At 70.9% G+C, this 14803-nt stretch carries 13 protein-coding genes; 12 read left to right on the top strand and 1 reads right to left on the bottom strand.

Going from position 1 to position 14803, the window contains the following annotated elements:
- Positions 1-5: 5 nt before the first annotated feature.
- The 8 genes from murG to MTF69_RS02380 all read left to right on the top strand — a co-directional run bounded on the left by murG (position 6) and on the right by MTF69_RS02380 (position 7421).
- Complete coding sequence (gene murG / locus MTF69_RS02345) at positions 6-1100, top strand: undecaprenyldiphospho-muramoylpentapeptide beta-N-acetylglucosaminyltransferase (protein ID WP_243330148.1); 1095 nt, start codon at positions 6-8, stop codon at positions 1098-1100.
- 31 nt (positions 1101-1131) lie between these two features.
- Entirely contained in the window at positions 1132-2007 is an 876-nt protein-coding gene (locus MTF69_RS02350; protein WP_308401354.1) for an FtsQ-type POTRA domain-containing protein, read from the top strand.
- A 280-nt stretch (positions 2008-2287) separates the two neighbouring features.
- Positions 2288-3487 (top strand): cell division protein FtsZ, encoded by a 1200-nt coding sequence (ftsZ, locus tag MTF69_RS02355; RefSeq protein ID WP_243330151.1) that lies wholly within the window; start codon positions 2288-2290, stop codon positions 3485-3487.
- The gene (pgeF, locus tag MTF69_RS02360) at positions 3484-4215 is read left to right on the top strand and encodes a peptidoglycan editing factor PgeF (RefSeq protein WP_243330153.1); all 732 of its coding nucleotides are present in this window, start codon (positions 3484-3486) and stop codon (positions 4213-4215) included. Before ftsZ ends, pgeF begins: the two co-directional genes overlap by 4 nt.
- Before the next feature lie 3 nt (positions 4216-4218).
- Positions 4219-4938 carry a YggS family pyridoxal phosphate-dependent enzyme gene (locus MTF69_RS02365; RefSeq protein ID WP_243330180.1) on the top strand — a complete coding sequence of 240 codons (720 nt, stop codon included), beginning with the start codon at positions 4219-4221 and terminating at the stop codon, positions 4936-4938.
- Positions 4939-5089: 151 nt separating this feature from the next.
- A complete protein-coding gene (locus MTF69_RS02370) occupies positions 5090-5710 on the top strand; it encodes a cell division protein SepF (protein WP_243330182.1) in 621 nt (206 codons plus the stop codon).
- Between the two features lie 60 nt (positions 5711-5770).
- Positions 5771-6067 carry a YggT family protein gene (locus MTF69_RS02375; RefSeq protein ID WP_112450285.1) on the top strand — a complete coding sequence of 99 codons (297 nt, stop codon included), beginning with the start codon at positions 5771-5773 and terminating at the stop codon, positions 6065-6067.
- 82 nt (positions 6068-6149) lie between these two features.
- Positions 6150-7421: a DivIVA domain-containing protein gene (locus MTF69_RS02380; protein WP_243330184.1), complete on the top strand. Its 1272-nt coding sequence runs from the start codon at positions 6150-6152 to the stop codon at positions 7419-7421.
- A gap of 345 nt (positions 7422-7766) precedes the next feature.
- Here the strand turns inward: MTF69_RS02380 and ileS are convergent, their stop codons facing one another.
- Complete coding sequence (gene ileS, locus MTF69_RS02385; protein WP_243330186.1) at positions 7767-10913, bottom strand: isoleucine--tRNA ligase; 3147 nt, start codon at positions 10911-10913, stop codon at positions 7767-7769.
- Positions 10914-11499: 586 nt separating this feature from the next.
- Here ileS and MTF69_RS02390 point away from each other — a divergent pair.
- The 4 genes from MTF69_RS02390 to MTF69_RS02405 all read left to right on the top strand — a co-directional run bounded on the left by MTF69_RS02390 (position 11500) and on the right by MTF69_RS02405 (position 14626).
- Positions 11500-12372 carry a TraR/DksA family transcriptional regulator gene (locus MTF69_RS02390; protein WP_308401355.1) on the top strand — a complete coding sequence of 291 codons (873 nt, stop codon included), beginning with the start codon at positions 11500-11502 and terminating at the stop codon, positions 12370-12372.
- A gap of 228 nt (positions 12373-12600) precedes the next feature.
- Complete coding sequence (gene lspA / locus MTF69_RS02395; protein WP_243330189.1) at positions 12601-13164, top strand: signal peptidase II; 564 nt, start codon at positions 12601-12603, stop codon at positions 13162-13164.
- A gap of 41 nt (positions 13165-13205) precedes the next feature.
- Positions 13206-14147, top strand: coding sequence for an RluA family pseudouridine synthase (locus MTF69_RS02400; protein ID WP_243330191.1), 942 nt, complete (start codon positions 13206-13208; stop codon positions 14145-14147).
- On the top strand, positions 14144-14626 hold the full coding sequence (locus MTF69_RS02405) for a GNAT family N-acetyltransferase (RefSeq protein ID WP_243330194.1): 483 nt from the start codon (positions 14144-14146) through the stop codon (positions 14624-14626). Before MTF69_RS02400 ends, MTF69_RS02405 begins: the two co-directional genes overlap by 4 nt.
- Positions 14627-14803: the final 177 nt, after the last annotated feature.

The raw sequence follows: 14803 nt of genomic DNA on the forward strand, positions 1-14803 counted from the left end.
TTTCGGTGCATGTCGTACTCGCCGGTGGGGGGACCGCCGGCCACATCGAGCCGGCGCTGGCCCTCGCGGACGCCCTGCGCAGGCAGGACCCTTCCGTGGGCATCACCGCCCTCGGCACCGAACGCGGACTCGAAACCCGCCTGGTGCCCGAGCGCGGCTACGAGCTGGGACTGATCCCGGCCGTCCCGTTGCCCCGTAGGCCCACACCCGAGCTGATCACCGTCCCAGGACGGCTGCGCGGCACCATCAAGGCCGCGGAGGAGATCCTCCTGCGCACCAAGGCCGACTGCGTCGTCGGCTTCGGCGGCTACGTGGCCCTGCCCGGCTACCTCGCGGCCAAGCGCCTCGGAGTGCCGATCATCGTCCACGAGGCCAATGCCCGGCCCGGACTGGCCAACAAGATCGGCTCCCGGTACGCGTTCGCCGTCGCGGTATCCACCCCCGACAGCAAGCTGCGCGGCGCCCGCTACGTGGGCATCCCGCTGCGCCGCTCCATCTCCACCCTCGACCGGGCACTGGTCCGCCCGGAGGCGCGTGCCGCCTTCGGCCTGGACCCCAACCTGCCGACGCTGCTGGTCTCCGGCGGCTCGCAGGGCGCCCGCCGCCTCAACGAGGTGATCGAGCAGGTCGCGCCGACCCTCCAGCGCTCCGGGGTCCAGATCCTGCACGCGGTCGGCCCGAAGAACGAACTGCCGCGTGTCGACAACATGCCCGGGATGCCGCCGTATGTGCCGGTACCGTACGTGGACCGGATGGATCTCGCGTACGCCGCCGCCGACATGATGCTCTGCCGCGCGGGCGCGATGACCGTCGCCGAACTGTCCGCCGTCGGGCTGCCCGCCGCCTACGTCCCGCTGCCGATCGGCAACGGCGAACAGCGGCTCAACGCCCAGCCGGTGGTCAAGGCCGGCGGCGGCCTGCTCGTGGACGACGCGGAACTGACGCCCCAGTGGGTGCTCAGCCAGGTCCTCCCGGTCCTCGCCGACCCGCACCGCCTGTACGAGATGTCCCGCGCCGCCGCCGAGTTCGGCCGCCGGGACGCCGACGAGCTGCTCGTCGGCATGGTGTACGAGGCGATCGCAGCCAACAGAGCCCGCTGACGCGGGAAGCACCGACGCAGGAGGCACAGGAGTGGCCGGAGCGAGCACCGCGCAGCGTGGCGGTCCGGGAGCCGCCGGGAAGGGCTCCGGCCCCCTCAAGCGGCTGGGGACCCCGAAGGCTCCCAAGCCGCCGAAGCCGCCCAAGGGATCCGGCCCCGGGGGACCCCGTGGGCCGCGCCCCGGCGGGCGGCTCCCGGGAGGACTGCGCCGGGGGCCCCTCGTGGTCGCCGGCCTGGTCCTCGCCCTGCTCCTGGCCGCCGGCTGCACCTGGATCCTCTACGGGTCCTCCTGGCTCCGGATCGAGAAGGTCACCGCCGCCGGCACCGAGGTCCTGACCCGGGAACAGGTGCTGGCGGCGGCGGCCGTCCCCGTCGGAGCGCCCCTGGTGTCCGTGGACACCGACGAGATCGAAGCCCGCGTCCGCGGCCGCCTGCCCCGCGTCGATTCGGTCGATGTGGTGCGGGCCTGGCCGCACGGAATCGGGCTGAAGGTGACGGAACGCAAGCCCGTTCTGCTCATCAAGAAGGGCGCGCAGTTCGTGGAAGTGGACGCTTCCGGTGTGCGATTCGACACGGTCGGACAAGCACCGACGGGTGTTCCGCTCCTCGAGCTGAGCTCCCGGCAGTCTCCGAGCGGCCGCCGTTTCGACGAGGAACGGCTGCTGCACGAGGCCGTCGGCATCGCCGGCGTCCTCCCCGAAGGCATCCGCAAGGTGACCGTGCAGGTCAAGGTCCGGTCCTACGACTCGGTCGTGCTGGAGCTGACCGGCGGCCGGACGGTGGTCTGGGGGAGCGACGAGCAGAGCGCGGCGAAGGGCCGCGCGCTGACGGCGCTCCTGAAGGCCTCGCCCAAGGCTGACCGATTCGACGTGAGCGTCCCCACCGCCCCGGCGGTGTCCGGTAGTTGACGTCCGGTCGAACAGCGTCGCACCCTGGTTGGCCACCGATACGGGTGATCACATAGGGTGAAAAGAAAAACGGGAGGTTCGGCGTGTTCGTTGAACACGCGCTACTTGTCGACTTAGTGTCCTGTTCGGAAGAGTCCAAGGAACAGACACACTCATAACCCTAAACTTCAGGGTTAGGGTTCGGGTCGGCGCGTACGGACCGTCCCAATTTCGGCATCAGTCGTCGCACCGCAGGCCCGCGAGGCGAACGACACGTAACTCGAGGCGAGAGGCCTTCGACGTGGCAGCACCGCAGAACTACCTCGCAGTCATCAAGGTCATCGGTGTCGGCGGCGGTGGTGTCAATGCCATCAACCGAATGATCGAGGTCGGTCTCAAGGGCGTCGAGTTCATCGCCATCAACACAGACGCCCAGGCGCTGTTGATGAGCGACGCCGACGTCAAGCTCGACGTCGGCCGGGAACTCACCCGGGGTCTCGGCGCCGGCGCCAACCCGGATGTCGGTCGCAAGGCGGCAGAGGACCACCGCGAGGAGATCGAGGAGGTCCTCAAGGGGGCCGACATGGTCTTCGTCACCGCCGGCGAAGGCGGCGGCACCGGAACGGGCGGCGCACCCGTCGTCGCCAACATCGCGCGCTCGCTGGGCGCCCTGACGATCGGTGTGGTCACCCGGCCGTTCACCTTCGAGGGCCGGCGCCGCGCGAACCAGGCCGAGGACGGCATCGCCCAGCTCCGCGAGCAGGTCGACACCCTCATCGTCATCCCCAACGACCGCCTGCTGTCCATCTCGGACCGCCAGGTCAGCGTGCTCGACGCCTTCAAGTCGGCGGACCAGGTCCTGCTGTCCGGCGTCCAGGGCATCACCGACCTCATCACCACCCCGGGTCTGATCAACCTCGACTTCGCGGACGTCAAGTCCGTGATGTCCGAGGCGGGCTCGGCCCTGATGGGCATCGGCTCGGCCCGCGGCGACGACCGCGCGGTGGCCGCGGCCGAGATGGCGATCTCCTCGCCGCTGCTGGAGGCGTCCATCGACGGCGCCCGCGGCGTGCTGCTCTCCATCTCCGGTGGCTCGGACCTCGGTCTCTTCGAGATCAACGAGGCCGCGCAGCTGGTGAGCGAGGCCGCGCACCCCGAGGCGAACATCATCTTCGGAGCCGTCATCGACGACGCGCTCGGCGACGAGGTACGGGTCACCGTCATCGCGGCCGGGTTCGACGGCGGACAGCCCCCGGCCCGCCGCGACAACGTCATCGGCGCGGCCTCCACCAAGCGCGAGGAGCCGGCCCCGGCTCCGGTCCGCGCCGCCGAGCCGGCCCGTCCGGCCTTCGGCGGACTCGGCTCGGTCACCCCGCGCGAGGAGCCGGTCCGCAGCGAGCCGGTCCCGGTCGCCGAGGCTCCGGCCCCGCAGGTCCCGACGGCCCGGCCGTACCAGGACAGCCCGGCCGAGGAACTGGACGTCCCGGACTTCTTGAAGTGACCTTGGAGCAGTACAGCGAGAGCGGCGCCCACTTCGCCTTCACCGACCGGTGGGGCGGGGTGAGCGCCGTTCCGTACGAGGAGCTCAATCTCGGCGGCGCGGTCGGAGACGACCCGGCCGCCGTTCGTGCGAACCGGGCCGCCGCGGCGAAGGCGCTGGGCATCGCGCCGGACCGGGTGGTCTGGATGAACCAGGTGCACGGCCGGGACGTGGTGGTGGTCGACGGCCCGTGGGGGCCGGACGAGCCGGTCCCCGCGGTGGACGCGGTGGTGACCGCCCGTCGGGGGCTCGCCCTCGCGGTCCTCACCGCCGACTGCACGCCCGTCCTGCTCGCCGATCCCGTCGCCGGCATCGCGGGAGCCGCCCACGCCGGGCGGCCCGGGCTGGTGGCCGGAGTCGTGGGCGCCGCCGTCGAGGCGATGGTCTCGCTCGGGGCCGACCCCGCGCGCATGGTGGCCCGTACCGGACCGGCGGTGTGCGGGCGCTGCTACGAGGTTCCGGCCGAGATGCGGGCGGCGGTCGCCGAGGTGGTGCCGGCCGCGTACGCCGAGACGAGCTGGGGGACACCGGCCGTCGACGTGGTGGCCGGGGTGCACGCGCAGCTCGCCGAGGCGGGGGTGGCCGACCTCGGCCGTTCCCCGGTCTGCACACTGGAGTCGCGGGACCACTTCTCGTACCGCCGCGACCGGATGACCGGGCGGCTTGCCGGATATGTCTGGTTGGACTGAAGAATGACGGATCGTAAGTCCGAGCTCGCCGAGAACCTCGCGCGGGTGGAGGAGCGGATCGGGGCCGCCTGCGCGGCCGCCGGGCGCAAGCGGGAAGAGGTGACCCTCATCGTGGTCACCAAGACCTACCCGGCGAGTGACGTACGACTGCTGGCGGACCTGGGTGTCCGTCACGTGGCGGAAAACCGGGACCAGGACGCGGCCCCCAAGGCCGAGGCCTGTGCGGATCTGCCGCTCACCTGGCACTTCGTCGGCCAGTTGCAGACGAACAAAGTCCGTTCCGTGGCGGGATACGCGCACCTCGTGCAGTCCGTCGACCGCCCCAAGCTCGTCGCGGCCCTCTCGGCGGCCGCGGAGGGCGCCGGACGGGAACTGGGCTGCCTGGTGCAGATCGCCCTCGACGCCGAGGCGGGCGAACGGGGGGCCCGCGGCGGCGCGGCGCCCGAGCAGCTCGCCGAGTTGGCGGACCTCGTGGCCGCGGCCCCGGGGCTGCGCATCGACGGCCTCATGACGGTCGCTCCGCTGGCCGGGCGCTACGCGGGACGCGAACAAGCGGCCTTCGAGCGGCTGGTGGAATTGTCATCCCGCCTGCGCGCGGACCATCCGGCTGCCACGATGGTGTCGGCCGGGATGAGCGCAGACCTGGAACAGGCCGTTGCGGCCGGTGCGACACATGTACGCGTCGGCACTGCGGTACTCGGCGCGAGACCCCGGCTCGGGTAACGTCGCGAAGAAAGTCGGACCACAGCAGAAAATATGGTCATTTCCGCTGATGAGCGGACAGGCCACGTGGATCGCGGGCAGTTGGTGACATTCGTGACACGGCGATACACCTGCGACAGGGCGATCCACCACAGAGCGGAGGACTCAGAGAATGGCCGGCGCGATGCGCAAGATGGCGGTCTACCTCGGCCTCGTGGAGGACGACCGGTACGACAACCCGGGGTACGACCCCGACGACGAGTTCGAACCCGAGCCGGAGCCGGAGCGGTCGCGCGACCGGGACCGCCGACAGCAACCCGTTTCGCATCAAACGCCCGTATCGGACGAACCGGTACGAGTTGCCCAGCCTCCGGCGCCAAGGGAACCCATCCCAATGCCGGTTGAAAACGGACGTCCTGCGCGAATCGCCCCCGTGGCGTCCATCACACCCGAACGCTCGAATCTGGAGAAGAACGCCCCCGTGATCATGCCCAAGGTCGTCTCCGAGCGGGAGCCGTACCGCATCACGACGCTGCACCCCCGGACCTACAACGAGGCCCGTACCATCGGGGAACACTTCCGTGAGGGCACTCCGGTGATCATGAATCTCACGGAGATGGACGACACGGACGCGAAGCGTCTGGTCGACTTCGCCGCGGGCCTCGTCTTCGGTCTGCACGGCAGCATTGAACGCGTGACACAGAAGGTGTTCCTGCTGTCTCCTGCTAACGTCGATGTCACGGCGGAGGACAAGGCCCGCATCGCGGAGGGCGGGTTCTTCAACCAAAGCTAGACCGATCCGTCAGATACGGGACCGGGTACAGGGCGGAAGCAGGGGAGAGGGAAGCGCGGGATGGGCGTAGCACTGCAAGTGGTTTACATCGCGCTGATGTGCTTCCTCATCGTGCTGATCTTCCGACTGGTCATGGACTACGTGTTCCAGTTCGCACGTTCATGGACACCCGGCAAGGCGATGGTGGTCGTTCTGGAGGCCACCTACACTGTCACCGATCCACCGCTCAAGCTCCTTCGGCGGCTCATCCCGCCGTTGCGTCTCGGGGGCGTGGCACTCGACCTGTCCTTCTTCGTTCTGATGATCATCGTTTACATCCTCATCAGTTTCGTGAGCACCGCTGCGAGAAGCGTGTGAACGATGAGCTTCCCCGCAGGCGCGGGGACAGTCCCGATACGGTCCTGCCGACTGCCGACGACTACGTAGAGGTGAAGAAGACATGCCGCTGACTCCCGAGGACGTGCGGAACAAGCAGTTCACGACCGTCCGCCTGCGAGAGGGCTATGACGAGGACGAGGTCGACGCCTTCCTCGACGAGGTCGAGTCCGAGCTGACGCGCCTGCTGCGCGAGAACGAGGACCTGCGCGCCAAGCTGGCGGCCGCCACGCGTGCCGCCGCGCAGAACCAGCAGCAGGGCAGCATGCGCAAGCCCGAGCCCCAGGACCAGCGTGGCCCCGGCGCCCCCGTGCCCGCGGCCATATCCGGCCCCCCGCAGCAGCAGCCCCAGATGGGTCCGCCGCAGCTTCCGGGTGGCCAGCCCCAGCTTCCGGCCGGCCCCGGTGGGCACGGTCAGCAGGGTCCCGGCCCGATGGGCGGCCCCATGCAGCAGCACACCATGGGTGGGCAGCAGCAGATGGGCCAGCAGGGCATGGGTCAGCAGGGCATGGGCCAGCAGGGCATGGGCCAGCAGGGTCCCGGCCCGATGGGCAACCCCATGCAGCAGCAGTCCATGGGTGGCCAGAACCCGCTCGGCCAGCAGATGGGCCAGCAGATGGGCCAGCCGATGGGCCAGCAGATGCAGCCCATGGGGCAGCAGATGCAGCCGATGGGCCAGCAGATGCACCAGCAGCCGCAGCAGCTTCCGCAGCAGGGTCCCGGTGGCGACAGCGCCGCCCGCGTCCTGTCGCTCGCGCAGCAGACCGCCGACCAGGCGATCGCGGAGGCCCGCTCCGAGGCCAACAAGATCGTCGGCGAGGCCCGGTCGCGCGCCGAGGGCCTGGAGCGGGACGCCCGCGCCAAAGCCGACGCGCTGGAGCGGGACGCGCAGGAGAAGCACCGCGTCGCGATGGGCTCCCTGGAGTCCGCCCGCGCCACGCTGGAGCGCAAGGTCGAGGACCTGCGGGGCTTCGAGCGTGAGTACCGCACCCGTCTGAAGTCCTACCTGGAGTCGCAGCTGCGCCAGCTGGAGACGCAGGCCGACGACTCGCTGGCTCCGCCGCGGAACCCCGCCGGTCCCGCGCTGCCGCCGTCGCCGACCCCGTCGATGGCTCCGGCCGGTGCGATGCACTCCATGGGCGGTCCGTCCATGGGCGGCGGCCCCTCCCCGATGGGCGGTCCGTCCCCGATGGCCCCCTCCTACGGTGGCGGCCAGCAGCAGATGTCCCCGGCGATGACGCAGCCGATGGCTCCGGTGCGGCCGGCTGGTCCGCAGCCGATGCAGCAGGCGCCGTCTCCCATGCGGGGCTTCCTGATCGACGAGGACGACAACTAAGCGGTAGCCGTCGGCAGACGGTTCGGGCCGGGCCCGGTTCCCCTTCGGGGGTGCCGGGCCCGGCCCGTTTCCGTACCCGGGCCCGCCCGGGGGCGGTGCCGCTGCGCGGGGCGGCGTTCCCCTACCCGCCCTTCGCCCGTTCCCTGGGGCTCCGCCCCAGACCCCGGTCCTCAAACGCCGGACGGGCTGGAAGATCCAGCCCGTCCGGCGTTTGAGGACACGGGCGCGGAGCGCACGTACAGGGTCCGGGCGGAGCCCGGGGAACGGTGGAAGGGCGGGTAGGGGAAACGCGAAGCGGCCCGCACCCCCCTGGCGAGGGGGCGCGGGCCGCTCGGGCCGGGAGGGCTACGCCTTGCGGAGGCGGAAGGTGAGGCCGAGGGGCTCGTCCTCGAAGGGGTCGCCGTACGACGCGTCCGCCTCGCCGGAGGCGTAGTCCGTGGCCAGGACCTCGTCCGCGATGAGCGAAGAGTGGTCGGTCAGGGCCGCCACCAGCTCCGGGTCCGACGAGGACCAGCGCAGGGCGATCCGGTCGGCCACGTCGAGGCCGGAGTTCTTCCGGGCCTCCTGGATCAGGCGGATCGCGTCACGGGCCAGGCCCGCGAGCCGCAGCTCCGGAGTGATCTCCAGGTCCAGGGCGACCGTCGCGCCGGAGTCGGACGCCACCGACCAGCCCTCGCGCGGGGTCTCCGTGATGATGACCTCCTCGGGGGTGAGGGTGACGGTCTCGCCGTTCACCTCCACCGAGGCCCCACCGGAGCGCAGGGCCAGGGACAGCGCCGCCGCGTCGGCCGCGGCCACCGCCTTCGCCACGTCCTGCACGCCCTTGCCGAAGCGCTTGCCCAGTGCGCGGAAGTTCGCCTTGGCCGTGGTGTCGACCAGGGAACCGCCGACCTCCGAGAGGGAGGCCAGCGAGGAGACGTTCAGCTCCTCCGTGATCTGGGAGTGCAGCTCGGGGGAGAGGGTCTCGAAGCCCGATACGGCGACCAGCGCGCGGGACAGCGGCTGGCGGGTCTTCACGCCCGACTCGGCCCGGGTCGCGCGGCCCAGCTCCACGAGGCGGCGTACCAGCTGCATCTGCTGGGACAGGACCGGGTCGATCGCCGAGGCGTCAGGGGCCGGCCACGTGGTCAGGTGCACCGACTCCGGGGCGTCCGGGGTGACCGGGACGATCATGTCCTGCCAGACCCGCTCCGTGATGAAGGGGGTGAGGGGGGCGAGGAGGCGGGTGACCGTCTCCACGACCTCGTGCAGCGTGCGCAGCGCGGCCGCGTCGCCCTGCCAGAAGCGGCGCCGCGAGCGGCGGACGTACCAGTTGGAGAGGTCGTCCACGAAGGAGGAGAGGAGCTTGCCGGCGCGCTGGGTGTCGTAGGACTCCATCGCCTCCGTGACCTCGGTGGTGAGGGTGTGGAGCTCCGACAGCAGCCAGCGGTCGAGGACCGTGCGGTCCGCGGGCGCCGGGTCGGAGGCCGACGGGGCCCAGTTCGACGTGCGGGCGTACAGGGCCTGGAAGGCGACCGTGTTCCAGTAGGTGAGGAGCGTCTTGCGGACGACCTCCTGGATCGTGCCGTGCCCGACGCGGCGCGCCGCCCACGGGGAGCCGCCCGCCGCCATGAACCAGCGGACGGCGTCCGCACCGTGAGTGTCCATCAGCTGGATCGGCTCGAGGGTGTTGCCCAGGTGCTTGGACATCTTGCGGCCGTCCTCGGCGAGGATGTGGCCCAGGCAGACCACGTTCTCGTAGGAGGACTTGTCGAAGACGAGGGTGCCGACCGCCATCAGCGTGTAGAACCACCCGCGCGTCTGGTCGATGGCCTCCGAGATGAACTGCGCCGGGTAGCGCTTCTCGAAGATCTCCTTGTTCTTGTGCGGGTAGCCCCACTGCGCGAACGGCATCGAACCCGAGTCGTACCAGGCGTCGATGACCTCCGGCACGCGCGCCGAGGTGAGGGTGCAGCCCTCCGCCGTGCAGGGGAACGTGACCTCGTCGATGTACGGGCGGTGCGGGTCCAGGTTCGACTGGTCCGTGCCCGTCAGCTCGCCGAGCTCCTTGAGGGAGCCGACGCAGGTGAGGTGGTTCTCCTCGCAGCGCCAGATGGGCAGCGGGGTGCCCCAGTAGCGGTTGCGGGACAGCGCCCAGTCGATGTTGTTGTTCAGCCAGTCGCCGAAGCGGCCCTGCTTGACGGAGTCCGGGAACCAGTTGGTCTTCTCGTTCTCCCGCAGCATCGCGTCCTTGACGGCGGTGGTGCGGACGTACCAGGACGGCTGCGCGTAGTAGAGCAGCGCGGTGTGGCAGCGCCAGCAGTGCGGGTAGCTGTGCTCGTAGGCGATGTGCCTGAAGAGCAGGCCGCGCGCGTCGAGGTCGGCGGTCAGCTTCTCGTCGGCCTTCTTGAAGAAGACCCCGCCGACCAGCGGGACGTCCTCCTCGAAGGTGCCGTCGGGGCGGACCGGGTTCACGACGGGCAGGCCGTACGCGCGGCAGACCGCGAGGTCGTCGGCGCCGAAGGCGGGGGACTGGTGGACCAGACCGGTGCCGTCCTCGGTCGTGACGTACTCGGCGTTCACGATGTAGTGGGCCTCGGCCGGGAACTCCACCAGGTCGAAGGGGCGCTGGTACGTCCAGCGCTCCATCTCCTTGCCCGAGAAGGACTCGCCGGTGGCCTCCCAGCCCTCGCCGAGGGACTTCTCCAGCAGCGGCTGGGCGACGACCAGCTTCTCCTCACCGTTGGTCGCCACCACGTACGTGACGTCCGGGTGCGCGGCCACGGCGGTGTTGGAGACCAGGGTCCAGGGGGTGGTCGTCCAGACGAGGAGCGCGGCCTCGCCCGCGAGGGGGCCGGAGGTCAGCGGGAAGCGGACGTAGACCGAGGGGTCGACGACCGTCTCGTAGCCCTGGGCCAGCTCGTGGTCCGAGAGGCCGGTGCCGCAGCGGGGGCACCAGGGGGCGACGCGGTGGTCCTGGGTGAGCAGGCCCTTGTTGAAGATCTCCTTCAGCGACCACCACACGGACTCGACGTACTCGGGGTCCATGGTGCGGTAGGCGTCGTCGAGGTCGACCCAGTAGCCCATCCGGTTCGTGAGCTCGGTGAACGCGTCGGTGTGGCGGGTCACCGACTCGCGGCACTTGGCGTTGAACTCGGCGATGCCGTACGCCTCGATGTCCTTCTTGCCGTTGAAGCCCAGTTCCTTCTCGACGGCGAGCTCGACGGGCAGGCCGTGGCAGTCCCAGCCGGCCTTGCGGGCCACGTGGTAGCCGCGCATGGTGCGGAAGCGGGGGAAGACGTCCTTGAAGACGCGGGCCTCGATGTGGTGCGCGCCGGGCATGCCGTTCGCGGTGGGCGGGCCCTCGTAGAAGACCCACTCGGGGCGTCCCTCGGACTGCTCCAGGGTCTTGGCGAAGGTCTTGCTCTCGCGCCAGAAGTCGAGGACCGCGTGCTCGAGGGTAGGCAGGTCGACCTGGGCGGGTACCGGGCGGTACTGCGGCGGTGTGGTCATGAGGCTGAACTCTTCCTCCGGCGGGGTGTCACTTCCGTCCGGAGGGACGAGAGCCGCCCTCCCCGAATCAGGGACAAGCCGTTCCCGCGGTACCACCCTCCTTGGCCTGCGGACCTGTGGTCCGCCGGCCCCCTCATTGGGGTGCGAAGCCGGTTCTACTCGCCCTACGGGAATCCCGTGGGCTTTCTTCCGGCGGCTCCGGGGTGATCCTTCGCATCGCGCTCGCCCCCGGGCTCTCACCGTCCCCGGGTCGCTCCTGGCTGCGTCCGACGCTACTCGTCCCCATCCATGCTTCTCGCTGGGCCCAGTGTACGGGCCGGGGGGCCGGGCGGCAGACCGGTTTACGGGGCGTGGCGCGGGGGTCCGGGCGTGGCGCGGACCGGGGCCTGGAGTGACCCGAATGGGCCGACGGGCCGCTCCGGGGTGCGGTGGGGCGGGTGGGGCGGATTACCGGGCTCCCTGCTGGGCACAACGGATGCAGGTTGACCTCGATGGACGCGTGCCCCGTTGCCGTGGGGCCGGAGTCGATTTATCGTTCCGGCACGATTCGCGAGCAATGATCACAGTATGTGAAGGGGCCGCGGCCATGGTGGCGAAGAAGACCGCCGGGAGTACTGCCAAGAAGGCTGTCGGGAAGGCTGCGGAGAAGCCGGCGCAGGAGTCGGTGACGGAGGTGGCGGCCCCGGATCCGGAGGCCGGACCGGTGGAAGGGGCTGTCACCGGGAAGAAGGCGGCGGTCACGAAGAAGGCGGTCACGAAGAAGGCGGCGGTCGGGACCGAGGCGGCGTCGGGCACCACGACGGCGGAGGCCGGCACGAAGGCCACCGGAACGAAGAAGGCGGCCGCCGGGAAGGCGCCTGCCGGGAAGGCGGCCGCCGTCAAGAAGACGGCCGCGAAGAAGGCCACGGCCAAGACGGCCGGGGCCGAGGGGGCGGCGCAGGCCGCGCACGAGACGGGAGCCCGGAAAGTGGTTGCCAAGAAGAGCACCGGCACGGCCAGGAAGACGGCCACTGCCGCGACCAGCGGGCTGCCCAAGGCGCGGGCCACGGCGGGCCTGGCGCCCGGCGAGCTCGCCGTACGGCCCGGAGAGGACCCCTGGACCCCTGAGGAGGTCGCCGAGGCGCGGGCCGAGCTGGAGAGCGAGGTGCTGCGGCTGCGCGCCGAGCTCCAGGCCTCCGACGCGGCCATTTCCGGGCTGATGCGGGACTCCGGAGACGGCGCGGGCGACGACCAGGCCGACACCGGGACCAAGAACATCACCCGGGAGTCCGAGCTCGCCCTCGCCGCGAACGCCAACTCGATGCTGGAGCAGACCGAGCGCGCGCTGGAACGGCTGGAGGCGGGCACGTACGGCCTCTGCGAGAACTGCGGCCAGCCCATCGGCAAGGCACGGATGCAGGCCTTCCCGCGGGCCACGCTGTGCGTGGACTGCAAGCAGAAGCAGGAGCGGCGGCACTGAGCGCGGGCTGAGGGCGGGCCGAACGGGGCGGAGCGGGTCCCGGGAGGCCGCCTGGCGGGCGCCGGAGGGCCGCGGGGCGTCGCCGGCGGGTTCCCTCGGGGTCCGGCCGGGGCGGCAGCCCAAGGGCACCCTGACGTACTCTCGTGTCCGTCAGGGTCCAGGAACCTGGCGGGTCGGTCGGCGCCGTGCCGTCCAACAACCTGGTTCGAGCTAGTTCGAGGGACTCACGTGGCAGAGGCGGAGCGCATCATCGGTACGCCGGAGGTCGGGGAAGACGGCACCCAGCCCGAATCCGCGGCGCCCAAGGGGCGGCGGCGGATCGTCGCGCTGCTCGTCGTGGCGCTTCTCGCCTACCTCGTCGACCTGGGCAGCAAGATGCTGGTCGTCGCGAAGCTGGAGCACCAGCCGTCGATCCAGGTGATCGGCGACCTGCTGAAGTTCGACGCGATCCGCAACCCCGGCGCCGCCTTCGGCTTCGGCGAGGCCTTCACGATCATCTTCACCTGCATCGCCGCCACCGTCATCGTGGTGATCGTGCGGCTCGCGCGGAAGCTGTACAGCCTCCCCTGGGCGATCGCGCTGGGTCTGCTGCTGGGCGGGGCGCTGGGCAACCTGACCGACCGGATCTTCCGCTCGCCGGGCGTCTTCCGCGGGGCGGTCGTCGACTTCATCGCACCCGCCCACTTCGCCGTCTTCAACCTCGCGGACTCGGCGATCGTGTGCGGCGGGATCCTGATCGTCCTGCTGTCCTTCAAGGGCCTGGACCCGGACGGCACCGTCCACAAGGACTGATCGCGGGAATGGTCTTCTGTCGAGTCCTGCATACTCGACAGGTGAGTACGATTCCCGAGATCCGCACCCTGCCCGTACCCGATGGCCTCGAGGGCGAGCGCGTCGACGCCGCCATCGCCCGTATGTTCGGTTTTTCCCGGACGAAGGCGGCCGAACTCGCGGCCGCGGGAAAGGTGCTGGTCGACGGCAGTGTCGTCGGGAAGTCCGAGCGTGTGCACGGTGGCGCCTGGCTCGAAGTCGAGATGCCCGAACCGCCGCGGAAGGTCGAGCTCGTCGCCGAGCCCGTTCCCGGCATGGAGATCGTCCATGACGACGACGACATCGTCGTCATCATGAAGCCGGTCGGCGTCGCCGCCCACCCCAGCCCCGGCTGGACCGGTACCACCGTGATCGGCGGCCTCGCCGCCGCCGGCTACCGCATCTCCACCTCCGGTGCCTCCGAGCGCCAGGGCATCGTGCACCGGCTCGACGTCGGCACCTCCGGCCTGATGGCCGTCGCGAAGTCGGAGCGCGCGTACACCTCGCTGAAGAACCAGTTCCGCGAGCGGATCGTCGACAAGCGCTACCACGCGCTGGTGCAGGGCCACCCCGACCCGATGAGCGGCACGATCGACGCGCCGATCGGGCGGCACCCCAGCGCCGACTACAAGTGGGCCGTGACCCAGGAGGGCAAGCCCTCCGTCACGCACTACGACCTGATCGAGGCCTTCCGCGCCGCCTCGCTGCTGGACATCAAGCTGGAGACCGGGCGCACGCACCAGATCCGCGTGCACATGGCCGCCCACAAGCACCCCTGCGTCGGCGACCTGACCTACGGCGCCGACCCGACCGTCGCGAAGCGCCTCGGGCTCACCCGGCAGTGGCTGCACGCGGTGCGGCTCGGGTTCGAGCACCCGTCGGACGGGCAGTGGGTCGAGTTCGCGAGCACCTACCCGACGGACCTGCAGAACGCGCTGGACGTGATCCGCAAGGAGAGCGAGTGACCGCCGTCGGCGGCGCCGGCGGTGTCGCCGTACGGGTCGCCGTCACGGAGGCGGACCTGAAGGCCTGCTTCGCCGTGCGGACCGAGGTCTTCGTGGTCGAGCAGTCGGTGCCGGAGACGATCGAGTACGACGCGTACGACGAGATCGCGCTGCACGTGCTGGCCGAGGGGGCGGACGGGGTCGCGCTGGGCACCGGCCGGCTGCTGTACGGGCCGCGGGCCCTGGGCAAGACGGGGTCCCCGGAGGTCGGTTCGCTGGGGCGGCTGGCCGTCTCCAAGTCCGCGCGCGGGCTCGGGGTGGGGGTCGCGCTGGTCCGGGCGATCGAGGCGGAGGCGGTTCGGCTGGGCCTTTCCGCTGTCGACCTCGGGGCGCAGACCCATGCGATGGGGTTCTACGGGCGGCTCGGGTACGAGGCCTACGGGCCGGAGTTCGAGGACGCGGGGATTCCGCACCGGTCTATGCGGCGCGCTCTGCCGTAGCCCGGCCGGGGTGGAGGCGGCCCTGCGGGGCTGTCCCCTACCCGCCCTTCCACCGTTCCCTGGGCTCCGCCCAGACCCGCGCCTCAAACGCCGGCGGGGCTGAAAGGTCGCCTCAAACGCCGGCGGGGCTGAAAGGTCGCCTCAAACGCCGGCGGGGCTGAAAAGATCGCCTCAAAC

Origin of the sequence: Streptomyces sp. AP-93 (genome assembly GCF_022808175.1) — a bacterium.
In the GTDB taxonomy this organism is placed as follows: domain Bacteria; phylum Actinomycetota; class Actinomycetes; order Streptomycetales; family Streptomycetaceae; genus Streptomyces.